This window comes from Longimicrobiales bacterium (assembly GCA_029245345.1).
Classification (GTDB): Bacteria; Gemmatimonadota; Gemmatimonadetes; order Longimicrobiales; family Gaopeijiaceae; genus CALFPJ01.
The window spans coordinates 69556-93494 of the sequence record JAQWPM010000024.1 but is presented as its reverse complement, the minus strand read 5'-3'; the positions used below and the strand labels follow the sequence as shown (position 1 = coordinate 93494).

The following is a 23939-nucleotide window of genomic DNA, read 5'->3' as shown; positions in this document are numbered from 1 at the left end:
TGACCGCACGGTACTATGAGGTTTCCCAGCAGCCAAAGCGAGCGTGTTACCGCCGCACTTCCATCAATGTGAGCCTCGAAGACCGACCCGATGGAAGCGCTCAAAGCGAACTGCCTACTCCGTACCGGCGTCCGAGTAGGCCTCGATAGGCGGGCACGCACAAATGAGGTTCCGGTCACCGTGCGCGTTGTTCACACGCCGCACGTGGGGCCAGAACTTGAAATCCCGCGTCCATGCCGCCGGATACGCCGCGTGGCTCCTGGTATACGCGTGACCCCACTCGTCCGCCGTGACCATGGCTGCAGTATGGGGCGCATGCTTGAGTGCGTTGTCCTCACGATCCGAGAGGCCCATCTCCACCTGGTGGACCTCAGCACGAATCGCAACGAGCGCGTCCACGAAACGATTCAGCTCGGAGAGCGGCTCACTCTCGGTCGGCTCGACCATCAGTGTGCCTGCAACCGGGAACGAGACCGTGGGGGCATGGAAGCCGTAGTCAATGAGGCGCTTCGCCACATCCTCTTCCGTGATCCCCGTTTCCTTCTTCAGTGGACGTAGATCGATGATGAACTCATGCGCTACCAAGCCGTTGTCGCCGCGATAGAGGATCGGGTAGTACTCCTCCAACCGCTTAACCATGTAGTTGGCGTTCAGGATCGCGACCTCAGAGGCCGTACGGACTCCGTCGGGCCCGAGCATGGCGATATAGGCCCACGAAATCGTCAGAATGCTCGCGCTTCCCCACGCCGCCGCAGACACCGGACCGATCGCCTTGGCTCCGCCCACAGTGTGAAGCGGATGCCCAGGGAGGTACGGAGCGAGCTTGTCGTTGACACAAATCGGACCCATACCGGGCCCACCACCACCGTGAGGAATAGCGAACGTCTTGTGAAGATTGATGTGGCAGACGTCGGCACCGTAGTCACCTGGACGAGCCAGGCCGACCTGAGCGTTCAGATTGGCGCCATCCAGGTAGACCATGCCCCCGTTCTCATGGACGATCCGCGTCACGTCGACGATCTCCTCTTCAAACACACCGTGCGTCGAGGGATACGTCACCATGATCGCCGCGAGGTTGTCCGCGTGCTCTCCCGCCTTGGCTTCCAAGTCGGCCACGTCGATCGTGCCGTCGTCCGTGCTTTTAACGACCACGACCTTCATTCCTGCCATGACCGCACTCGCCGGATTCGTACCATGAGCTGAGGCAGGAATGAGGCAAATATCACGGTGATGATCGTTCCGATCTTCGTGGTAAGCCTTGATGACCAAGAGTCCAGCGTACTCCCCCTGGGCTCCCGAATTGGGCTGCAACGATGTCGCGGTGAAGCCACTGATCTCAGCGAGCCAGGCTTCGAGCTCCGAGAAGATCACCTGATAACCACCCGCCTGATCGATGGGGGCGAACGGGTGCATCCTGCCCATCTCTGGCCACGTGACCGCCTCCATCTGGCTGGTCGCGTTCAGCTTCATGGTGCACGATCCCAGTGGGATCATGCTGGCATTCAGCGAGAGATCTCTCGATTCGAGCTTGTGCAGGTAGCGCAGCATCTCGGTTTCGGAGTGATAACTGTTGAACACAGGGTGCTCGAGATATGCACTGGCACGGCTCGCCCAGTCAGGCAGCTCTGGCGCCCCACCCTGCTCCGACAGACCACGCGCGGTGACTTCGGTGGCCTGGCCGGAATTGAAGATCTCGAACAGCTCGTCGATGTCGTCCGCGGTCGCGACCTCATCCAGCGCAATCCCGATCGTACCGTCGCCGAAGTCTCGCAGGTTGATGCCTCGCTCGATCCCGAGCGCGAGGATCTCACCGGCATCACCCTCGGGCCGGACGTGCACCGTGTCGAAGAAAGTCTCGGAGAGCAGCTCATGCCCCTGGAGCTCGAGTCCCGCAGCGAGCACTCCGGCTAATTCACGGATCCGCGTTGCGATGGCGCGCACTCCGTCCGGTCCATGATAGACCGCATAGGCCCCGGCCATGATTGCGAGCAGGACCTGCGCCGTGCAGATGTTCGACGTCGCCTTCTCACGGCGGATGTGTTGCTCCCGTGTCTGGAGCGCCATGCGCAGTGCCCGGTTGCCATCGACGTCGACCGACACACCAATGATGCGACCCGGGAGTTTTCGCTTGAACGACTCGGTCGCGGCCATGAACGCCGCGTGCGGGCCGCCAAAGCCCATCGGCACGCCGAAGCGCTGAGAGTTGCCGACCACGACATCCGCGCCCCACTCGCCCGGCGGCGTCAGCAGGGCCAGCGACATCAGATCTGTCGCAACAACAACGACTGCACCCAAGGTCGAGGCCCTCGACGCGAACGAGCGATAGTCCAATACGCTTCCGTCCGTAGCCGGATACTGGAGCAGCACTCCAAACACATTGTCACTCAGCTCGTAGCTGTCGTGGTCATCCACCACCACCTCAATCCCCAGCGGCCACGCGCGAGTCTTCACGACCTCAATGGTCTGCGGGTGGCACAACTCGGACACGAAGAAGATGTTCGCGTCGCCCTTGGATTCACCATGTGCCAAGTGCATCGCTTCCGCCGCGGCGGTCCCCTCGTCGAGCAGCGACGCATTCGCGATGGGGAGGCCCGTGAGGTCGATCACCATCGTCTGGTAGTTCAACAGGGCCTCCAAACGACCCTGGGCAATCTCGGCCTGGTAGGGCGTGTACTGCGTATACCAGCCGGGGTTTTCCATGATGTTCCGCAGAATGACGCCGGGGACGATCGTGTCGCTGTACCCCAGCCCCAGGTACGACCGGAAGACCTTGTTCTGGGAAGCCACTTCGCGAACGCGCAACATGAGCTGCGCCTCGGTCAAGGCTCCCGGAAGGTCGAGCTCACCCTCCATGCGAATGGCGTGAGGCACGGTGTCGTCGATAAGCCCCGCGAGTCCGTCGTATCCGACGACGCCGAGCATTGAATCGATTTCAGAGGAGCGAGGGCCGAGGTGCCGAGCCTCGAAATCTGCGGGCGAGTCGATGCGGTTCATGCCTGCCACAATCCCATGTAGTAAGGGTCGCGATCGCCCTGGAGGCAGACCGCGACCCATGAATTTCTTGATTTCGCGCAGAGCTTCGGCGCTAGCCGATGTGGTCCGCGTATGCGTCCGAGTTGAGGAGCTCGTCGAGGTCGCCCTCGTTGGCCACCCTGAGCTTGACCATCCAACCCTCACCATAGGGATCGGAGTTCACCAGCGACGGATCATCGTCGAGGGCAGCGTTGACCCCGACGATCTCACCCTGCACAGGGCAGTATAGATCGCTCACGGCCTTCACGGCCTCGATGGTACCGAAGACGTCCATACGATTGAAAGATGCTCCGCCGTCGGGGAGCTCGACGAAGACGACGTCTCCGAGCTCGCCCTGGGCATAGTCCGTGACCCCCACGATGTACACGCCGGCCTCGTCGGTCGGCTTGAGGTACTCATGCTCTTCCGTGTAAGTCAGGTCGCTGGGGATGTCGGACATACGTGTCTCCAGGGTGTTCCAAGGTACTGTCGTAGCCATCAGGATGACGGCGGATCGCCGCGAGGTCAAGGCTAGTAATTTGGCTTCGTACGAAGCTTATCGGGGCTCCTCATTCCCACCCTCCGCCATAGATGCCGATCCGCACGAAGCTCAAACTCCCCGACGGATTGAGGCACTGGGCCCAAGCACGGGCGCGCAGGGCCTCGTAGGATTAGATTGTTGTGCTATCCCGTCCGATTCCGGAGTAGCGACCAACAGCTCAGTACCACCGTACAGAAGATGTAGACGCATGTCGCTCATTACTGACACCCAGCCTGCCCTCACAACTCTGAGTGAGCAGGAGCAGATGTTCCAGGAGGCCGTGCGTGATTTCGCGACGGCCGAGATCGCCCCGAAGGTGAGGGAGATGGACGAAGCCCAGCAGATAGACGCGGGCATTATCCAACAGCTCTTTGAGCTCGGTCTCATGGGCATCGAGATCCCTGAGATGTACGGCGGCACCGGTGCGGATTTTTTCACATCCATTTTGGTGGTGGAGGAACTCTCACGCGTCGACCCGTCCATCGGCGTGTTGGTGGACGTGCAGAACACCTTGGTCGTGAACGCGTTCACCCGCTGGGGTTCCGAGGAACTGAAAGCCAAGTACATGCCGATGCTGGCCACCGGCAGTATTGGTGCGTACGCGCTCTCTGAAGCTGGAAGCGGCTCTGACGCCTTCGCCCTCACGTGCCGTGCCACTCAGGACGGCAATGACTGGGTGCTCAACGGTCAGAAGCTGTGGATCACAAACGGAAACGAAGCCGAGATCTTCATCGTGTTCGCGACCGTCGATACAGATGCGGGCTACAAGGGCATCACAGCATTCGTTGTCGAGAAGGCCTTCGACGGCTTCACGGTGGGTAAGAAGGAAGACAAGCTCGGCATCCGTGCGTCCTCCACAACTGAATTGCTCTTCGACAACGTCCGAATCTCTCCTGAGAACGTGCTCGGCGAAGTGGGTTGCGGATATAAGACCGCGATCGAGACACTCAACGAGGGCCGAATCGGGATCGGAGCTCAGATGCTCGGGCTGGCCCAGGGTGCGTTGAACCACACCGTCCGCTACGTAAAGGAACGCGAGCAGTTCGGGAGAGCGATCGGGTCATTCCAGGGCGTCCAGTTCCAACTCGCAGAAATGGTGACCGAGATCGAAGCGGCTCGACTGCTGGTCTACAACGCTGCGCGCCTCAAAGACGCCGGTCAGCCCTTCCTCACCCAGGCTGCCATGGCGAAGCTCTACGCTTCTGAGATGGCCCAACGTGTGGCATCCATGTGCATCGACCTTCACGGTGGGTACGGCTTCACCAAGGAATATCCGGTGGAAAAGCTCTATCGTGATGCGAAGGTCGGCACGATCTACGAAGGCACGTCCAACATGCAAAAACAGACCATTGCCAAGGTGCTCATGAGATGAGTTATATGATCCCCTCCCTGGGACTCATCACATTTGGGTTCTGGGAGATTCTGCTGGTGCTCGGCATCGTGATGGTACTTTTCGGGGCGAAGAAGCTGCCGCTCTTGGCTCGCGGACTCGGCGCGGGTATTCGGAATTTCAAGGGGGAGCTGAGCGATCCCGAAGACGGGGACGAGTAGGGGAGACTGCCCTGTCTGATTCGCCGCTTGCCAACGTCGTGGTTGTCCTGGATCACCCCAAGGACCTCGTGAACATCGCCGGAGTCATCCGGGTGATGATGAACTTCGGTATCCCCTCGCTTCGTCTCGTGAATCCCGACGAGTTCGACGGATGGCGGATCGGGGGCATCGCTCACCGTAGCGAACACATCGTCGAGGCGGCGACCATCCATGACACGCTCGCCGACGCTGTCTCTGATGTGTCGTTCATCGTGGGGACCACCGCGAGGGCTCGAACCGCCGGGCGGGCTTACGTGCGCCCACGCGAGGCCGCCGAACGAGTGAGCGAACGCCTCAAAGAGGGGAAGGTCGCCATCCTCATGGGACGCGAGGATCGCGGACTCACCAACGAGGGTCTCGACCTCTGTCACGCGGTCACGATCATCCCCACAGACCCCGACTATTCGAGCCTGAACCTCGCCCAGGCCTTCCTCGTGCTCGGCTACGAGATGTTCATGGCCGCAGACGGGGGCGAAGACGAACTCCCGGTGGGCCGCCGCGCGACCCGTCCCCCTACGCAAGAAGAACTGGAAACGACCTTCGAGGTGATCGAGGCTGGTCTCGGGCGGATCGAATTCTTCAAGGCCCGTGAACCTGCTGCTGTAATGCGCACACTCCGCACCATCATCATGCGCGCGGAACCCGACCTTCGTGAAGCCAAGTTATTACGTGGGATCGGGTATGAAATCGGTCATTTCATCGATCGCTCGGGCGACAGCTGACGCCTTAAGGTTCAAGGATTAGGAGCACCGGGTAGGTGTTTCTTGTTGTGAGGCTCGGTGGACCCGTCCTAATTACTGGGGCATCGAAGCACCAACCACGGCGATCGTCTCCCCCGGCCGTCCCAGGAGTCCCATCGCTCATGCCCTCACCCGAAGTCCGAACGGGTCAATCAAGCGTCGACGAACACTATTGAGTGCTCCTCGATACGAGCCGTACGCTTTCGGGCACCCTCTCTTCTGAGGACCTGTTCGCAGCGATCCACCGGGAGACCGCGAGCGTGCTCGAGGCGTCGGGCTTCTGCATCGCGTTGTACGACCAGGGTCGAGGCGTGGCAAAGCGGTCGGACATCTCCTATCGTGGCTCGGCTTTCGAGGTGACCCGCACCCCAAAGATGGTGTTGCTTACCAAGGACCTGGACTCAGAGTCGTTGCTGGTCTTGGGACTGGACGGCGCACGACTCTACGTAGGCCGTCTGACTGAACGGGTGGCGGCAGACATGGACATGTGCTCCGCGAAGGCCCAACGTCCTGACTCGCGACGATCCGGCACCTGACCGGCCCCTAGACACCTTCCAAAACGACATCCCATGAGTGACGAACGGTCCCGCCAAGAGATCGGCGATCTGTTGGCGTTCGCGACTGAATTGGCCCACGAAGCCGGTGACCTAACGCTCAAGTATTTCGGCGGCATCGTGGGGCACGACGCGAAAGGGGATGGTTCCCCTGTGACCATCGCCGACAAACAAGCCGAGGAACTGATTCGGGCGAAGGTGGAGGCACGCTACCCCGAGCACTCGATTCTGGGCGAGGAGTACGGCGAGTCCAATGCAGGTGCTCGGGTGCGGTGGATCCTCGATCCGATCGATGCGACGCGTTCGTTCATGCGTGGCGTGCCGCTCTACGGAGTCCTCATCGGGATCGAGATCGACGGAGAGAGTGCGGTGGGCGTCGCCCACTTCCCCCCACTACGCGAAACCGTGGCAGCCGGTGAAGGTCACGGCTGCTTCTTGAACAGCACGCCTTGTGCGGTCTCTTCCGTCAGCCGGTTAGAAGACGCTGTGATTTGTACGACCGACGTAGAGCGGATTCTGTCGCTCCCCGAAGGCGAGGGGTGGCGTCGCTTGCAGCGACAGTGTGCTTTTTCGCGCACCTGGGGCGATTGCTACGGGCACGCGCTCGTGGCCACTGGACGCATTGAGGCTCAGGTAGATCCACAGATGGCCTCATGGGACGCCGGTCCATTTTTGACGATCGCGCGGGAAGCGGGAGGGAGGTTCACGACCTTTGAGCGCGAAGAGACCGTTCATGGTGGCTCGGGGATCAGCTCGAACGGGCTGCTGCACGACGTTGTGCTAGAGGCGTTGGGGCACTGACCGGAACTATGATTCTCGTATGACAACATTCTCTCGGCTCTCCCCATTGTTCCTCGTAGCCCTGGGCTTTGGGTGCACCTCCGAAGTTCCACGGGAAGGGACGTCACCTTCCTCAGTCGGCGCGGCCTCAGGTCTGTTTTCGGCGGACTCCGCGGTCGCGGACTGGGTTGATGCGGGACGGGTGACCGGTGCCGTGTTACGGGTCACCCGTGGAGGAGAGGTCGAGTGGGAGCAATCTTACGGATTCGCGGAACGCTTCGACTTCGGAGTGGGTCAGTACCCGCCATCATTTGATGCCGCGGCGCCTGGTGCCGGCCTTTCCGGGCTGCCTACGCCGGTGCCAATGACGGTCGCGACCGTATTCGATCTGGCATCCGTTACAAAGGTGATGGCGACGACGATGGCGATGATGGTGCTCACAGATCGGGGGGACATAGACCTCGAGGCACCCGTGAGTCGGTACCTCACCGACTTCGCTGGGGGCGGTAAGGAAGCCATCACGATCACCCACCTACTCACCCACCGATCAGGCTTAGAGCAGTGGAAGCCGACGTACTACCACGCTGACAACGCAGATGAAGCGTACGCCTACATTCGCGAGCTACCGCTCGCTTGGACCCCGGGGGCTGAACGCCACTACTCGGACTTCGGCTTCATACTTCTGGGCAGGATCGTCGAGCATGTATCGGGCAAGCCGCTCAACGACTTCGTGGCGGACGAGGTATACACGCCTCTCGGATTGAGAACTACGGGCTATCTCCCGACCCGCGGGCCCTATGCAACCACCTCACACGGGAATCCGTTCGAGCGGCGTATGGTCTATGAAGCCGACTTCGGATATCAGATCGAGGGAGACCCGACCGCCTGGGACGACTGGAGGGAGTATTCACTCACAGGTGAGGTGAACGACGGGAATGCGCACCATGCCTTTGGTGGTGTGGCTGGCCATGCGGGCCTCTTCTCCACGGCGTCCGACCTGAGCGTGCTTCTCGAACTGTTGTTGGATGACGGTCGACACGGCGACGGGGCATTCATCTCCGATGACGTCATCGATCGGTTCCTCGCCACCACTGGGAACGACCAGGCACTCGGATGGCAGAACCCGCCCTATGCTCTGGAAGGAAGCTTTGGGCACACCGGCTTCACCGGAACGTTCGTCATGGGTGTGCCAAGTCAGGACTTGGCGATCGTACTGCTTACCAATCGCCAGAACGGCGGAGTGGATGCTGGCGGGGAGTACCCAGATGTGGGCACGCTGCAGCGTGCCGTGGTGGAGGCGCTCACGCGTTAGGTGAGGGTTCGGCCGAAGCTGCAAAAAGATCGGGCCGCATCGCCTCCACAGGATTTGTGCGGGTAGCCGAGATCGCTGGAATGATCGTGGCGAGCATGCCTGCCGCACCCAGCGTCAGAACGATCATGGCGTACGCAGTCACATCAGTGGTCTCTACGCCGAACGTGACAACGCTCAGGGGACCCGCGAGTAAGCATCCTAGCCCAATACCGAGCACCATCCCGATGCTGAGCTGCTTGGCACCACGGATCAGAGCCATGCGCACACCCATCTCTTGGCGTCGTTGGTTCACCGAAAACGACATGACACCGTAGAGACCCACGGCAGCCAAGAAGAGTTCAGCAATCCCGAAGATGGTGAGGAGCGAGCCAAGCGGTCTGATCGAGAACGTCGAGTAGTTCCGCACGCTTCGGCGCATCCGCACCTGGGAATCGGCCGGACTTCTTCACGCTCGTCGCGCACTGGAGCATCTCGCCGAAGGACATCGGGCTCCGGTGGTACTCTCCGTCCCGCATAGAGAAGCCGAACTTAAGCACGTCCGGACGTACTCCACGACAGAGCTTTTCGGTCGAGCCTTCGTAGAAGTCTTCCCAATAGTCGAGCACGGCACGTTCTGCACCGGCACGGTCCTCAGGGCTCTGAGCGGCGGCGCCCAGGGGGAACATCAACGTCAGCGCGAGCGCGCTCCACATCATACTCCCCATCATCCACGTGGGCGTCGATACCTGCTGAAGGAAGGCAGATCCCGGGGACACGGTCGGGCACCCTTTAACGAACTCCGGCCAAACGCATCTAGCAAAAACATGAGACGTGTGTGGATCCACGCAACAACGGCGTCATACATCTCCAGTCAGCGGCAACGGTGTCGGCGACCCGGAGGATAGGGTCGGCGAGGCACTGGGTGGGGTGCGCTCACTGCTAGTGATGACAATCGGAGAAATCGATGGAGCAGCGCTGTTCTAGTGCAACGCCTCCACAGGGGCGGACACCCAGCCTCAAGTGGTGGCTCGGAGTCCTGTCTGCCTTGTTTGTTGTATTCGGACACATGGCGCCTTTGAGCGCTCAGTCGCCCGTGGACCTGACGGGCACGGTACGCGACTCCCTCAACAACGAGGCCCTACCGAACGCGGTGGTCTCCCTAGTCGGCGAGTCGTATCGATCACTCACCGACGAGTTCGGGCGCTTCACTTTGGTGAACGTCACTGAGGGACCGCACATCCTGAGGGTCGAGTACCTCGGCTACTCGACTTTCGAGCTCGAGATCGGCGGCGGGAGTGCGAGTCTGCTGAGTGTACTCATGGCTCCGGATGCCATCGAACTCGAGGGCGTCACGGTGGAGACGAATACCGACATCGTCCAGGCCGCACGGGAGGTCAGCACCATCACGATCTCCCCGCGGAAGTTGAGTGCCCTGCCATCGCTGGGCGAGACAGATGTGTTTCGGGCCCTGCAACTGTTGCCGGGCGTTGGGGGCACGAACGACGCCACTTCGGGGCTGTTCATTCGCGGGGGAACGCCAGATGAGAACCTCGTACTATTGGACGGCATGACGGTCTATCACGTCGACCATTTCTTCGGCGTGTTCAGCGCTTTCAACGCAGACGCGATCAAAGACGTACGGCTCTTCAAAGGGGGCTTTCCCGCCCAGTACGGCGGCCGTACATCGAGCGTGGTCGAGATGGTCGGGAAATCCGGCGACAATGAGAGCTTCAACATGTCCGGCGGCATGAATCTACTTAGCGCACGAGCCGTGGCTGAGATCCCCTTGGGTGGCAAAGGGTCCTGGCTCATCTCGGCCCGCCGATCATACACGGACCTCGTCCAGACGGGTCTGTACAACGGGATCTTCAACACACTTCAGGGTGCGGAAGAGGAGGCTCCGACTCCCGGACCCGGTCAGGGTGGGCGGGGCGGCCGAGGCGGATTCGGCAACATCCAACAGACCTCGATCCAACCCAGCTTCTACTTCTACGACCTCAACTCGAAGCTCACCTACACGCCGACTCAATCCGACGTGCTTGCGATCTCACTCTACGCCGGAAAAGACGATCTCAATGAGTCAGCCGTCGGACAGCAGATTACGGCTCCGAATGGCCAGACTCGCCAAACCCCAGACCGCGTTGATCAATCGAACTGGGGAAACCAAGGTGTGAGCGGACGCTGGTCACGTGCTTGGAGTTCTCGCTTCACCAGTGATGCCCTGGTCGCCTACTCAGAGTATTTCAGCGAGGCCGCCCTAGATGTTGCGGCTACTCAATTCACACGGGGCTTCCGAGAAGACAACGACGTGAAGGACTTCACAGTCCGTCTCGACAACAGCTGGAGACCCGCACAGGCGTCGGACGTGACTTTCGGATTTCAGAGTACGGCGACGGACGTCGCGTACAGCTTCCAACAGGTCCAGGGCGATTCCATCCGTGGGGCGCTCGACCTAGGCGGCGCCGGCACGCTCACTTCTGCCTACGCCCAGCACCGATGGCTGCCTTCGGACCGAATCGACGTCACAGTCGGCATGCGGGCCTCGGACTACGACCGCACCGATCAGGTCTACTGGGAGCCACGCGCTTCGGCGCAACTCACCGTCATGGACGGAGTCCGCCTGAAGGGTGCTTGGGGCCGTTACAACCAATTCGTGAAGCGCGTAGAAAACGAGGATGTGCTCGAAGGCAGTCGCGACTTCTGGGTGATGGCTGGCAATCAGATCGACCCATCGTTCGCGGAGCACAGAATCCTCGGAATCAGCTGGGAGTCTGACGACTATCTCTTCGATGTCGAGGCGTACCAGAAAGACCTCGAAGGGGTGTCTCAATTCTCGACCCGCGCACGTCAGCAGCCGGGGCAATCCCTGACGGATCTTTTCTTCCAAGGCACCGGTGAGGCCCAGGGTATCGAGTTCCTTCTCCAGAAGAAAACGGGACGGCTCACGGGCTGGGTCAGCTACACGCTGGCGGAGGTGAACTACGAACTGGCGAACTTCAACCAGGGCATCCCCTTCCCCGCGAGCCACGATCAAAGACACGAGGTTAAGACCGTGGCGTCGTACCAGGCGGGACCGTGGACCCTAGCGAGTACTTGGGTCTACGGATCGGGTAAACCGTATACCGTACCTGAGGCTCAGTACCCCATCAAACTCCTGGACGGGCGCTCGCTGAGCTACATCCACGTGGGCGAGAAAAATGGTGAACGATTGCCTGAATACCATCGTCTGGACGTGTCAGCGACGCGTCGTTTTGAGACCGCAACGATGTTCTACGAGCTCAATTTCTCGCTCTTCAACGCCTACGGCCGCAACAACATTTGGTATCGGCAGTTCGACCTCTCAGAACTGCCGATGTTGGTGACAGACGTGACGACGCTTGGGTTCACGCCGAGCATCGGCCTCCGCATTGGAATACGCTAAAGATGCGCACAATGACGAAGAGACTCAGATATCTGATGGCCATGCTCGCCTTCACGGGGGCATGTACTGGAGACACGATCTTCGTGCCTGGGGACACGGACATCTTCGTGGTCCAAGCCTTCCTCTTTTCCGGCGAGCCGGTGGCGGGCGTCACGGTCTCAGGAGTCTTGGCAGTAGACGCGGACTCGACGGCTTCAGCTGAGCCTATCTCCGGCGCGACGGTCACGCTGATTCGAAGCTCGGTACGCTTCGAGCTGATCGAGACCGAAGGGCAGCCAGGCCACTACCACTATCCCGGCACTGGCCTCGACATAGGAATCGGTGAGGTGTTTCAGTTGGAGGCCACGGTGGGTGACCGAACCGCGACGGCAGAAACATCGGTCCCTCATCCACCCGTCGGCCTTCACCTGTCTTCGGACTCCATCGATGCTCCGACCTTCGGAACACCAGGGCAAGGCCGACCTGGCCAAGGCGGATTAGGGGGCGGGCTAATCGCACGCTGGGACAACCCGGGAAGCCAGTTGCACTTCGTCGTCATCGACAACATCGAGGAGAATCCGGTCAACCTCCCAACGAACCCGATCTTCTCACGGTTCGCTCCTCGTCTCATCCAGCAACCCACTGCCGCAGACAGCTCGAACGTTCGGGTGATTACGTTGACCCACAGCGGGACGCATCGTCTGAAGCTGTATCGGGTCAACGACGAATACGCCGATCTCTATCAGGGCCGAAACCAAGATTCCCGCGACCTAAATGAACCTCCGACGAACATCCGCGGAGCGCTTGGAATCTTCTCAGCATTCAGCGCAGACAGCACCTTCTTTCGCGTGTACGACAGCTCCCAATAGGCACCGCCATGAATGGACTTGCTAGAAGTCTCCGACTGATGGGATCCCTTCTCGCCGGGGGACTCTCAGTCGCCTGCGCATCCGGTGGCCCTGGGATCCAAGGTCCCGAGACCCAGGCCCTCTACGCTCAGTACAGCGGGACATAGGTGCTCGACGTCGACTCGAGTGATCCAGCCCCCAGGGCAAATCAGGGGCGCCGCGGCCAGCAGGAACCAGGCACCATCGCGGGTGGTGGTGGCGGTGATTTCGGCAGAGCGGCTGGACGAGGTGGTCGAGGTGGTGGCGGCGGCAGAGGTGGCGGTGGAGCCGGAGGCGGTCGCGGTCGCGGTCGCGGAGGCGGAAGCTCAATGAGCCCCGAAGGCATGCAGGCGACCCGGCGGATGGGCGCGGAACGCCCCGCACGATTGACCCTCATGATTACCGATTCGGTATTCACCTACACTCCAGACCGGCGCGGCCGTGGCCTCCAACTCCCAATGACGGGTGACGACATAGCAGTCGAAGATGGACCCGTTGAATACGAGGCGAAGCTCGGCTGGGACGACACGAAACCGAAGATGGAGCGCGAGATCGACGGCGGCGGAAAAGTGACGGATACGTTCGAGCTCCTAGCCGAGGATCGCCTGATGATCGTGCATTCCTTCAGCGCCGGGCCGGGTGGCACTCCAGAGATACGACTGGTCGACAATCGGGAGTCCGGCGGCACGCGCTAGTTCGACCCACCACCCTCCCTTCGCAGGGCCGCCGCATATCCGATGGCAGGCCTGCGAAGAGGGGAGTCTTCGGGAGTCGCTATTCGGAGACGAGTGCCTTCTTCGGATCGAGGCCTATCACCCGTCGGGCCGAATCAATTTTTCGCCTCTGCACCCCACGGTGCCAGTGGCGTCTCAATCGGCTTCGTTAGGTCGAATTCCACACGAAACGCCCGATCCGATCCGGTCCGGCGCAGCGCATAGGCGAACGTCCCGCCGGCCTCGACTTCAACCGTCCAAATGTTGTTCGCCGCCGTGGATACGAGCTCCGCTGTGAACGCGTCGGCATGGAAGTCCTGGGACGTCGCGGACCCAATCCCATTGGTGTCACCACCGTACTGGGTCACCTCATCCTCCGAGCCGTCCTCATGCCGATGGTCATGCTTGAGACGTATGCCGGCACGCGTCGTCGTAAGAACCCAAGTGCGCGACCGATCTTCACCGACGTAAAACGGGATTCGAATCTCCCCGGGCCCGCACGAACGAACGTGCATCACCATACGCTCAGAATCCATTGTCTCGTCGGCTGGGACACTCTCGACGACTTGTCCCTCAAAAGCCTGTCCACAAATGGACTCGAGCGACGCCCAGAACATCAGCTGGGGGTCATCTGCAGCCGCGTCAGCGCCCTCGGGCTCAGGCGCATCCGCGCACGCGACAAAGGCGACAACAGCGAGTGCTGCAAGGAGGGTCTTCTTCACGGCGTTTCTCGGGCGAGGGAATCGACCGAAGAGATTAGCCGCAGTGGGCTCGGCGGCAAGCGGTTGTACCAGTAGCGCCACCCCACATCTGACGCGATCATGAGATTGCAGTACCACACGATCCACGTTCTGACGACGATGATGAAGACACCCGCTTTCCACACACTGCTGGCTCTCCTGGTGACCCTTGGCGCCGTAGCTCCCGCGCAGGCCCAAAACCCAGTCCAGCCCGACGACTATCAGAAGTGGGAATCCCTAGGCTTCGGCTCGCTTTCCCCGAACGGTGAATGGCTCGCGGCGCCCATCTCGCGGACGAACGGTGAAACTGAACTTCGCCTCCACAACACAGGAACGGACTCCGTCATCGTAGTCGCGTACGGGACCCGGACGAGCTTCTCCAAAGACGGACGCTGGGTGGCCTATGCGATCGGCAAATCACAGGAGGATCGTGAAGCCCTTGAGGAGAGTGATGAGGCGGTGCGTGACGACCTCGGACTTCTGAGTCTCGTCACTGGCGAGCAACGGGTGATCTCCGAGGTTCAGCGATTCGCGTGGGGTGGGGGCGGTTCTCACATCGCCATAGCCCGCTACCCCGATGACGGCACAAGCAACGTCATCCTCGAGGAGATCGCCAACCAACAGCGCGTGAGCTTCGGAAACGTCGCGTCCTGGGCTTGGCAGGACGAGGGAGCCCTCTTCGCCTTCGCAGTCCATGGTGAAGATGGCGTCGGAAACGGAGTACAACTGTATGATGCGGCCTCCGGGCGCGTCCGCAGCCTCGACTCCAGCGGTAAGGAGTACGCCCAACTCACCTGGCGGGACGAATCTTCGGACTTGGCGGTCCTGCGTGCGTTCGAGGACGACGAGCGCGAAGAATCGAGCCACGTGCTACTCGCATGGCGCGGACTCGCTGGGTCCGCGAACGCACAGACCTTGGATCCGACCACGGAATCCGCGATCGGCACCGATCAGCGGATCGTAGACTATCGGTCGCTGACCTGGGCCGACGACGGGTCTTCGATCTTCTTCGGCGTGAAGGAGTGGGAGGCTGCGGAATCCGATGAGGATGAAGAGGGAGATCACGAGGAGGACAGCGACGGCGAAGAAGCCGATGATGATGACGGCGACAACCCAGAGGGCCTCGACCTCGATCCGGCGCAGATGGAGATCTGGCGGTCGACCGACGTGCTTACGCTGCCTACGCAGAAGCGCGACGAACGAAACGACGAACGGCAAAACGAGATCTTCGTGTGGCACTTGGACGACGACCGGGTCCTGGGCCTAACCGACGACACCGTGGACAATCCGCGCGTCATGGCCGGGGGAGCGGTGCTGCTCGGCACGAACGGCGACGCATACGAATTCGAGGCCATGTTCGGCCGGCCGAGTTCAGACCTGATCGTGATCGACCCTGCGTCGGGCGAGCGCACCGTCGCGGCTGAGGGTGTGGGCTTCCCGTACGGCGTGAGTAGCACGGGACGATACGTGCATTTCTACAAGGGCGGTCAGTTCTTCGCCTTCGACCGAGACACGGATCGGACCCTGGAACTGTCCGCAGCTGCCGGCGTGTCTTTCGCCAATACAGCCAGCGACCATCCCGTCCCCGAAGTACCGTCTTTCGGGGTCGCCGGATGGACGACGGATGACGAGTCCCTACTCATCTACGACGAATTCGACGTCTGGGAGCTCCCGATAGACGGTGCTCCACGCAGGCTGACAGACGGAAGCGGCGACGAGATCGCACACCGTGTGGTGCGCCTCGACTCGGAGGCCGACGCCTACGACACGGACGATCTCTACGTGTCACTCCGGGGCAAGTGGACGCTCCACCACGGAATTGGTCGGGTCCAGAGTGGTGGCGTCGACCAGCTCGTGTACGAAGACGACAACGTCGGCCGGTTCACCAAGGCGTCCGAAGCAGACGTCTTCGCATATGTCGCTCAAGACTTTGACGACTCGCCTGACTACTTCGTGGGTGACGCATTCGACGACACGCGCCAAGTCACCAATACGAATCCATTCCAAGACGACTACGCGTGGGGCCACACCGAGCTGATTCAGTACACGAATCACAACGGAACCCAACTCCAGGGGGCACTCTTCTACCCAGCCGATTACGACCCGTCGAAGACGTACCCGATGATCACGTACATCTACGAGTTCCGGTCACAGTCAGCGAAGCAGTATTCGGCGCCTACGCATCGCAACTACTACAACCCGTCAGTGTGGAGCGCAGAGGGTTACTTCGTACTTCAGCCGGACATCCTCTTCGACGCGCGCGACCCAGGCGTTTCTTCAGCCAAGACGCTGGAGCGCGCTGTGGCCGCAGCAGTCGAGACGGGCATGATCGACGCGGACCGTGTAGGGTTGATCGGACACTCGTGGGGCGGCTACCAGGCTCAATTCGTCCCGACGTACACCGACATCTTCGCAGCATCGATTTCCGGCGCCGGTATCAGCAACCTGATCACGATGTACGGGTCGATCTTCTGGTCCGCGAGCATTCCCGAATCCGGCCATTTCGAGACCGGACAAGAGCGTATGGAGGTGCCCTACTACGTGGATCAGGAAGCCTTCATCAGGAATTCAGCAGTCTTCAACATCGAGTCACTGAGCACACCGATGCTTCTCGAGGTCGGTGACAACGACCAGAACGTGCACTGGGGCCAGAGCACAGAACTCTACAACATCGCTCGCCGGGCCGAGAAGGAGCTGACCATGCTGGTCTACTACGGAGAGGGACACGGCCTACGAGGAGAGGAAAATCAGGCGGACTACCAGCAGCGGATTCTGGACTTCTTCGGACACCATCTGAAGGGAGACGAGCCAGCTGAGTGGATTAGCTCGCAGGCGTCCTGGTTAGAGCAGAAGGGCCGGAACGAAGGCGGTCGCTAGAGCTAGTCCTCCTTCTTCGCCCCGCGGTTACCTCCGAGGGCGGCGCGAAGCTTGGTCCATAAGCCCGTCCCCGCGAACATACCGCCCAAGACCAACCGGCCGTGTAGTCTCATGTCTTTTGATGATTGTGCCGTGGTCCCCCGAAAGCCCTACGTGCTAGCCGTCCTGCCCCTTCAGCTCACCTCCACTTCCGCTACGTTCCCGGCTGCGGGGTTCTCACCCCCCCACGGCTCCTCTTCGAGTGAGCCGACTCCAATTGCTGAATAATACGCCAGCTTATCGCGCCGGATGTACCGGCCGGCCTGCTGTGCTTTAAAAAACCGGACAAATCATTTTGGCATTTTCTGCCCTAGCGCTCGACCCTAGGCTTCTTCGCGGTGTCGACGATCTCGGCTTCACACACCCCACCCCCATTCAGGCAGAGGCGATCCCACCCGCGCTTGAGGGACGTGACCTTCTCGCCTGCGCAGCGACCGGCAGCGGTAAGACCGCCGCCTTCGTGCTCCCCATTCTCCACAAGCTGATGGACCGACCGAGAGGCACGACGGGCGCGCTCGTCCTGGCTCCGACGCGGGAATTGGCCCTCCAGATCGTCGATGACGTTAAGGACCTGGCGCGGCACACCAAGCTGAAAGCCGAGCCCGTATACGGCGGAGTCGGCATGGGGCCCCAAGAGAGAGCCTTCCGACAAGGCGCCGACATCATCGTCGCCACGCCCGGCAGGCTCCTCGATCACTTCCAGTATCCCTACGCCAAGCTGGCCGGCTTGGAGTACTTGGTCCTCGATGAAGCAGATCGCATGCTCGATATGGGCTTCCTGCCGGACATCCGGCGTGTCCTGAAGCACATCCCGACCGTGAAGCAGACCTTCTTCTTCAGCGCGACCATGCCGCCGCAGATCGAAAAGCTGACCAGGGAGATCCTGAAGAACCCAGTCAAGATCGCGCTCCAGCGCAAAGCCGCGCCTGCGAAAGGCATAGCTCAGACGCTGTACCCCGTGCCCGCCTCGCTCAAGGGAAGCTTGCTCGTCGAGCTCCTCAAGCGAGGTGATATGGACGACGCCCTGGTCTTCACTCGCACGAAGCACCGGGCCGACCGTGTCACCAAACTCCTGAGCCGCAACGGTATCACTGCCGAGCGGATTCACGGAAATCGTTCTCAAGCCCAGCGAACGCGAGCCCTCGCCGGCTTCAAGGCCGGGGACTTCCGAGTACTCGTTGCGACGGACATCGCCGCGCGCGGGATCGATGTGGAATCGCTAGGACATGTCGTGAACTTCGACATACCCAAGGTTCCCGAGGACTACATCCACCGAGTGGGACGCACTGCTCGCGCGGAAAGGGTCGGAGACGCGTTCAGCTTGGTGTCCCCAGAAGAAGAGGGCGATATGAAGCGCATCGAGCGCGCCGTGGGAACAACGATTCCACGCTCACAGCTTGAAGGCTTCGCCTACCAAGCGACCGCTGAGGCACCGCTCGAAGTGCCTCGCGGGCAGCGCATCGCCGCGATCCAGAAGAAGCGTCGGGAGGACCGCGAGAGAGCTGCCGCCAAGAACGGCAAGAAGAAGCCCGAAGCCAAGAAGACGGAAGAAGAGAAGAGTTCTAGGCCCCGTAGACGGCGGTACGGAAAGCGACGCGACAAGTAGGTCCGAGGTCAGCGCCCGGCTTGACCGGACAGGGCTGCCACATATTGTGGATCTTCCTCATGTAGCGAGTCGTCGGCTCGCTGACGGGGAGCACCCCTGAACTGGTAGCCGGGAGGCACTCATGAAGACCCTCATCATCGCGATGGTCGGGATTCTCACTCTTTCGTCGGGCGTGCACGCACAGAGCGAGATCGAAATCGCTCTGACCCCCGCTCCCAGCCGGGCACAGGACGCCGCGACCGTCATCAAGTGGAACGCGGACCATAGCTACGAGACCCTCAGAGAGGGCTCGAACCACCTGGTCTGTTACGATCGTTCAGATGAGCGTGACCGCAGGCCCTTCGCGGTCCAGTGCACACACATCACGAACCTCGAACGCGTTGCACAAAACCGCCGCTTCCGTGCCCAAACTGCGGATGGTGCCGAGGAACGCGCGCTCATTACTGCGGCTGAGGCCGATGGCACACGAGCGTCCGTCGAGTACGGCTCAGTCTGGTACGCGGCGCAAGGTCCGGACCACGCCAGCGCCGGAATTCACGTGACCGTTGCGGTGCCCGGTGCGACCGCCGAATCCACGGGATTCCCTGTCACCCGCGACTTCGGGGGCATCTACCTGATGCAGGCCGGCACGGGCGGGGCACACCTCATGATCCCGGGCCGCTAAGTGACCCATGGACGATGCACCGCACCCTGCAGGAATTCACGACTTTGTTCAACTCTCCCATTCCCTGGTTAGGTCGATGATGCGTATCCGCCACCTCATGATCGGCGCAGTGTTCTCCATACTGGCCGCCCCGCCACTCGCTCATGCTCAGGTCGCGGTCGATCGAGAGATGACGGCTCGCATTATTGAAGAGGGGTCAGATCGCTCACAGGCTCTCTATCTATATCACACCCTGACAGATGAAATCGGGGCACGGCTGACGGGCTCACCCGCATACGACCAGGCTGCGAATTGGGCCCGCGATCGATTCGCCGAGTGGGGACTGACCGACGCCAGGCTCGAGCCGTTCGAGTTCGGGCGAGGCTGGACGCTCAAGAAACTGTCCGTTGAGATGACAGCCCCCAGGTACATGCCGCTGAACGCCTTCGCAGACGCCTGGACCGCCTCTACCGCTGGAGTCGTCGAAGGCAACGTCGTCTACGTCGGTGACAAGACGGCGGACCAGATCCGAGCAATGGCCTCCGCCCTGCGCGGAGCTGTCGTCCTCACGCACCAACCGCAGGAGGAGTTCAGAGACCTAGACCGCCCTCAGCCAGGCATGGAAGCCGACGGGGTCCGCACCGGTAATCCGCCCCGGATCCAGGTCCGTTCGACCACGCCGACTCGGGAGATGAATGCGCTCCTCAGTGAGTTGGGGGCTGGAGTCATTATCCGGCCCAGCCACTATCGTGACGGCACCGTGGGTGTGCTTGGCAATCGGAACACACCAGAGGACGCCCCGCCCGCCATGGTGCTCTCCGCTGAGCAGTACAACATGATCGTGCGACTGAGTCAGCGAGGGCTTCCCGTCGAACTCCGAGTCGAACTGCGCACCGCGTTCGACACCGAATCCCGGACCTTCAACGTGATCGCCGACATCCCCGGCACCGATCCCGCACTCCGAGACCAAGTGGTTCTGGTCGGCGCACATCTGGACTCTTGGCACACCGCTTCCGGCGCAACGGACAATGGTGACGGAGCCCTCGCGGTGATCGAGGCCGCCCGCCTTCTCGCCGCACTCGACGCTCAGCCGCGGCGCACCATCCGCTTCGCCCTCTGGTCCGGTGAAGAACAGGGCCTGCTCGGAGCCCGCGCTTATATCGAAGAACACCTCGCCGACGAGGCGTCCCAGGATAATCTGTCCGTCTACCTCAACGACGACCCAGGGTCAGGCCGGTCGCTGGGCTGGTACATGCAGGAGAACACGGCCGCCAAGAGGATCTTTGACGCGTGGCTAGAGCCACTGAGCGACCTCGGCATCACGAGGAATGTCGTCGAGGGCATCGGGAGCACAGACCACGTCCCATTCGATCAAATGGGCCTGGCCGCATTCAATGCTATCAAAGACTTCGACGGCTACGACGAGCGCACCCGCCATACAAACGCGGACTGGCCAGAACGCATGTCAGAGGACGAACTCAAGCAGCAGGCGATCTTCCTCGCCCACTTCGCCTGGCAGGCCGCCCAGCTAGACGAACGAATTCCGAGGGTGCGGCCCATAGGGGACTAACGAACCCGCCCGACATGGACTCCTAACGAGTAAGCACACCTCGCCTTAGGACATTCCATGCTTTCCAGACATTCGCTGATACCCATGGCTATCGCGATCGCCATGGGATGCCACACGGAAGATATGCCCGGCCCGGTGGACGTGATTCCGCCGATGGCCGTCGGGGAGAACATCCTGTTCGTGATCGCAGATGACATGGGCAAGGACGCGACGAACGGGTTTCCTGAAGGGTTCGCCAAAGCGACTACGCCGAACCTCGACGACATCGCGAACCGTGGACTGACGTTCACGAATCTGTGGGTGAATCCCTCCTGCGCACCGACTCGCGCCTCGATCATCACCGGCAAATACGGTTTCCGGACTGGGGTGACGTGGTCTGGGCGCACTCTGCCGGCTTCCGAGGAGGTCCTTCAGGACTACATCAGCAACCAGACGAATCACGCGATCGCGACCGCGGTGATCGGGAAGTGGCACCTGTCCGGCACATCCGGCTTCAACCCTGAGTCACTCGGCATAGACCACTTCGCCGGAATCCTAGGCGCCGGCGTAGCCGACTACTACAACTGGCAGTTCACTGAGGACGGCGTGACGTCCACCAATACCGGGTACGTCACCGAAGTCCTCACGGATCGAGCCATCGAGTGGATCGAGCAGCAGGACGATTCGTGGTTCATGTGGCTTGCCTACAACGCGCCGCACGCCCCCTTCCATGAGGCGCCATCCGGCATGCACAGCCAAGGCGCGCTACCCGAGTACTCGAACGGCATGGACGCGTCGCGGCACTACATGGCCGCCATCGAAGCAATGGACTTTCAGATCGGCCGCCTTCTTGGCAGCATGTCACCCGATGAGCGGTCCAACACGACCATCATCTTCTTGGGCGACAACGGCACGCCCCCTCGCGTGGCTCAAGCCCCGTATGGCAACGCGACATCGAAGGGTTCCCTATACCAGGGCGGCATCAACACGCCGATGTTCGTGTCCGGCAATCGGGTCGGGCGAACAGGTCTCGACGACAGTCTCATCAACGGCACTGACCTGTACGCAACGATCGCGGCTCTGGCAGGGGTGAACGTCACCGAGGTGCACGACAGCCGCAGCTTTCTACCGCTCCTGACGACCGCCGGCACACACCGCGACGTCCAGTACAGCGAGATCGACGACGGATCGCGGGACGTGTGGACGCTGCGCGAACAACGGTACAAGCTGATCGAGAACGCCGATGGCGACGAAGAGATGTACGACCTGCTATCGGATCCATATGAAACGAACGACTTGCTACGGGGCACCCTCAAATCCGATCAGACGGCTGTGAGGGTGAGCCTCAAGGCGCAGGCCGACAGCATTCGAGGTGGATGAAGCGGCGCTCCCTAGCGTCCGCCTGAAGCTCCGGCCATGGGGATCATCCTGGCGCTCAAGTCGGGATCGTCCATGTCAGGGTCCAATGGAAACATGGGTCGCTGGATCCGTTGATACGGAAGCCGCTGGAGGTCCTGGTCCACCCCGCCGGGCGTGAGGGCCATCAGCCAATCACCGCGCATATCGTATAACTCCGGCACGAGATATCCGATCTTCACCACGACGATGTCGGCAGCCCTCGGATCAAGACCGAGGTTCGTGAAGTCCGATTCGTAGTGGTATGGCTTCCGGTTCTTCGTGACGATGACTCGTATGCTCCCCACCCGCACAACCACCTCCGTCTCCGCGGCCCCGTCCCCGTGCTCGATGGCTTCGACAACGCCCCGTAGACGCACAGGCGGCGAATAGCGGTCATCCACCATCGCTCCTGCTACTGCGTCGACCTGGCCCCCGATTCCAACTCCAATGGCTTCCTCAACGAGTGCTGGGCCGGGAATCGAGGCATAGATCAGCGACGGGCCATCCGGGTTCTCGAACTCCAATCGTTCAAGCAACTGAGCCAGCGTCCACGTAACATCACCCGCTCCACCCGCCGTCGGATTGTCCCCCATGTCGCTGATGATGAAGGGCTTGGCCGCGCTGGCCAGGGCCGCAGCAAGCGCCGTGTCCAAGGTGGTGGTTGGGGCCACGAAGTCGAAGTCATGCCGAACCCGCCAGAAGTGTTCCGCCAGTTCTTCAGCGGCCTGTGCTACCGCGGCTTGGTTATCCCCGTAGGCCATGACCACCGCATGGTTACGCGGCTCGTCCGCCCAGGCGTACCCGATCCAGATCGCCGCATCGGTCACGCCGTCACGCTGCGTCATGGGTCCGACTTCGGCGTATAGGCTTTGGGCCGGCTCGATCCGCGTACTCGTCTTCTCGCCTGGCAGAAGAATGGGTACGGGAATCCAGGCCTTGAAGGCCGGCTTGCCCAACCCGCGTTTCAGTCGATCAATGAGATTGTCGGTCGCTCGCTGCTTGGACTCTATGGCGTCTTCGTGGGGCGCCATCCGATAACTGGTGATCAGGTCACTCTCCTGAGCCAGCCGCTCCGAGACATTGCCGTGTAGATCCATGGAGGTGGAAACGAGCACGTCCGTTCCGATCACCTCCCGAATACGGGCGATAAGGTCCCCCTCCGGATCGTCCAGGCCTACGACGCTCATGGCTCCGTGGATGTCGAAGAAGAGTCCGTCCAGAGGCATCGCGGCTTCGAGGCGCTTAAGCGTCTCTTCTGTCATGGCCTCATAGGCTTCCCGGGTCACAATGCCGCCGGCAATGGCTCGTCCGCGTAGCGTCGGCAGCCAGACCACCCGATCCCGAGCGGGCGAATCTTCAGAGAGGAAGGGGTACGCCCCGAAGATCTCGTCTCCCCGAGTCACCCGGAATCCATCGATCGTGGTCTGGGCCGGAGAAAAGGTCGACGATTCGATCGCGATGCCAGCGATGGCAATACGAAGAGGGCCATCCACCTCACCACTGTCGCGCGGACTCTGGGTCCGATCGCCGCAGCCGGAGAAGAGCAACACGGCTAGCGCCGTCAATATCGTTTTCATGT

Annotated in this window: 21 protein-coding genes; 15 read left to right on the top strand and 6 right to left on the bottom strand. The window is 61.3% G+C overall.

Annotated elements, in window-relative coordinates:
- Window positions 1–114: 114 nt before the first annotated feature.
- Complete coding sequence (gene gcvP / locus P8L30_15530) at window positions 115–2994, bottom strand: aminomethyl-transferring glycine dehydrogenase (protein ID MDG2241617.1); 2880 nt, start codon at window positions 2992–2994, stop codon at window positions 115–117.
- Window positions 2995–3085: 91 nt separating this feature from the next.
- Window positions 3086–3472: a glycine cleavage system protein GcvH gene (gene gcvH, locus P8L30_15525; GenBank protein ID MDG2241616.1), complete on the bottom strand. Its 387-nt coding sequence runs from the start codon at window positions 3470–3472 to the stop codon at window positions 3086–3088.
- A gap of 289 nt (window positions 3473–3761) precedes the next feature.
- Here gcvH and P8L30_15520 point away from each other — a divergent pair, with 289 nt between their 5' ends.
- The 6 genes from P8L30_15520 (at window position 3762) to P8L30_15495 (ending at window position 8529) form a co-directional block, all read left to right on the top strand.
- Window positions 3762–4925: an acyl-CoA dehydrogenase gene (locus P8L30_15520; protein ID MDG2241615.1), complete on the top strand. Its 1164-nt coding sequence runs from the start codon at window positions 3762–3764 to the stop codon at window positions 4923–4925.
- Between the two features lie 5 nt (window positions 4926–4930).
- Window positions 4931–5104: a twin-arginine translocase TatA/TatE family subunit gene (locus P8L30_15515; GenBank protein MDG2241614.1), complete on the top strand. Its 174-nt coding sequence runs from the start codon at window positions 4931–4933 to the stop codon at window positions 5102–5104.
- Between the two features lie 38 nt (window positions 5105–5142).
- Entirely contained in the window at window positions 5143–5865 is a 723-nt protein-coding gene (locus P8L30_15510; GenBank protein MDG2241613.1) for an RNA methyltransferase, read from the top strand.
- A gap of 194 nt (window positions 5866–6059) precedes the next feature.
- Window positions 6060–6419, top strand: coding sequence for a hypothetical protein (locus P8L30_15505; GenBank protein MDG2241612.1), 360 nt, complete (start codon window positions 6060–6062; stop codon window positions 6417–6419).
- A gap of 33 nt (window positions 6420–6452) precedes the next feature.
- Window positions 6453–7238: an inositol monophosphatase family protein gene (locus P8L30_15500; GenBank protein MDG2241611.1), complete on the top strand. Its 786-nt coding sequence runs from the start codon at window positions 6453–6455 to the stop codon at window positions 7236–7238.
- 19 nt (window positions 7239–7257) lie between these two features.
- Window positions 7258–8529, top strand: a complete 1272-nt coding sequence (locus P8L30_15495) for a serine hydrolase (GenBank protein ID MDG2241610.1) — start codon at window positions 7258–7260, stop codon at window positions 8527–8529.
- On the opposite strand, the gene P8L30_15490 is transcribed toward P8L30_15495, so the two are convergent.
- Both P8L30_15490 and P8L30_15485 read right to left on the bottom strand, forming a co-directional pair.
- Complete coding sequence (locus P8L30_15490) at window positions 8519–8947, bottom strand: hypothetical protein (GenBank protein ID MDG2241609.1); 429 nt, start codon at window positions 8945–8947, stop codon at window positions 8519–8521. The two genes, P8L30_15495 and P8L30_15490, sit on opposite strands and share 11 nt — an antisense overlap.
- Window positions 8868–9284 carry a hypothetical protein gene (locus P8L30_15485; protein MDG2241608.1) on the bottom strand — a complete coding sequence of 139 codons (417 nt, stop codon included), beginning with the start codon at window positions 9282–9284 and terminating at the stop codon, window positions 8868–8870. Before P8L30_15485 ends, P8L30_15490 begins: the two co-directional genes overlap by 80 nt.
- Before the next feature lie 188 nt (window positions 9285–9472).
- Here P8L30_15485 and P8L30_15480 point away from each other — a divergent pair, with 188 nt between their 5' ends.
- The 4 genes from P8L30_15480 (at window position 9473) to P8L30_15465 (ending at window position 13490) form a co-directional block, all read left to right on the top strand.
- On the top strand, window positions 9473–11929 hold the full coding sequence (locus P8L30_15480) for a TonB-dependent receptor (protein ID MDG2241607.1): 2457 nt from the start codon (window positions 9473–9475) through the stop codon (window positions 11927–11929).
- Window positions 11930–11940: 11 nt separating this feature from the next.
- The gene (locus P8L30_15475) at window positions 11941–12777 is read left to right on the top strand and encodes a DUF4249 family protein (GenBank protein ID MDG2241606.1); all 837 of its coding nucleotides are present in this window, start codon (window positions 11941–11943) and stop codon (window positions 12775–12777) included.
- Window positions 12778–12942: 165 nt separating this feature from the next.
- Window positions 12943–13128 (top strand): hypothetical protein, encoded by a 186-nt coding sequence (locus P8L30_15470; GenBank protein MDG2241605.1) that lies wholly within the window; start codon window positions 12943–12945, stop codon window positions 13126–13128.
- The gene (locus P8L30_15465; GenBank protein MDG2241604.1) at window positions 13125–13490 is read left to right on the top strand and encodes a hypothetical protein; all 366 of its coding nucleotides are present in this window, start codon (window positions 13125–13127) and stop codon (window positions 13488–13490) included. Before P8L30_15470 ends, P8L30_15465 begins: the two co-directional genes overlap by 4 nt.
- Window positions 13491–13624: 134 nt before the next feature.
- Here P8L30_15465 and P8L30_15460 read toward each other — a convergent pair whose 3' ends face one another.
- A complete protein-coding gene (locus P8L30_15460) occupies window positions 13625–14230 on the bottom strand; it encodes a hypothetical protein (GenBank protein MDG2241603.1) in 606 nt (201 codons plus the stop codon).
- Window positions 14231–14329: 99 nt separating this feature from the next.
- On the opposite strand from P8L30_15460, the gene P8L30_15455 reads away from it, so the two are divergent.
- From P8L30_15455 to P8L30_15435, 5 genes are all read left to right on the top strand, one after another.
- On the top strand, window positions 14330–17125 hold the full coding sequence (locus P8L30_15455) for a prolyl oligopeptidase family serine peptidase (GenBank protein MDG2241602.1): 2796 nt from the start codon (window positions 14330–14332) through the stop codon (window positions 17123–17125).
- A gap of 334 nt (window positions 17126–17459) precedes the next feature.
- Window positions 17460–18770 carry a DEAD/DEAH box helicase gene (locus P8L30_15450; GenBank protein ID MDG2241601.1) on the top strand — a complete coding sequence of 437 codons (1311 nt, stop codon included), beginning with the start codon at window positions 17460–17462 and terminating at the stop codon, window positions 18768–18770.
- 121 nt (window positions 18771–18891) lie between these two features.
- Window positions 18892–19434: a hypothetical protein gene (locus tag P8L30_15445; protein MDG2241600.1), complete on the top strand. Its 543-nt coding sequence runs from the start codon at window positions 18892–18894 to the stop codon at window positions 19432–19434.
- Window positions 19435–19510: 76 nt separating this feature from the next.
- A complete protein-coding gene (locus P8L30_15440; GenBank protein ID MDG2241599.1) occupies window positions 19511–20983 on the top strand; it encodes a M20/M25/M40 family metallo-hydrolase in 1473 nt (490 codons plus the stop codon).
- Between the two features lie 84 nt (window positions 20984–21067).
- A complete protein-coding gene (locus tag P8L30_15435; protein ID MDG2241598.1) occupies window positions 21068–22342 on the top strand; it encodes a sulfatase-like hydrolase/transferase in 1275 nt (424 codons plus the stop codon).
- Between the two features lie 11 nt (window positions 22343–22353).
- Here P8L30_15435 and P8L30_15430 read toward each other — a convergent pair whose 3' ends face one another.
- Window positions 22354–23937, bottom strand: a complete 1584-nt coding sequence (locus P8L30_15430; GenBank protein MDG2241597.1) for a M81 family metallopeptidase — start codon at window positions 23935–23937, stop codon at window positions 22354–22356.
- Window positions 23938–23939: the final 2 nt, after the last annotated feature.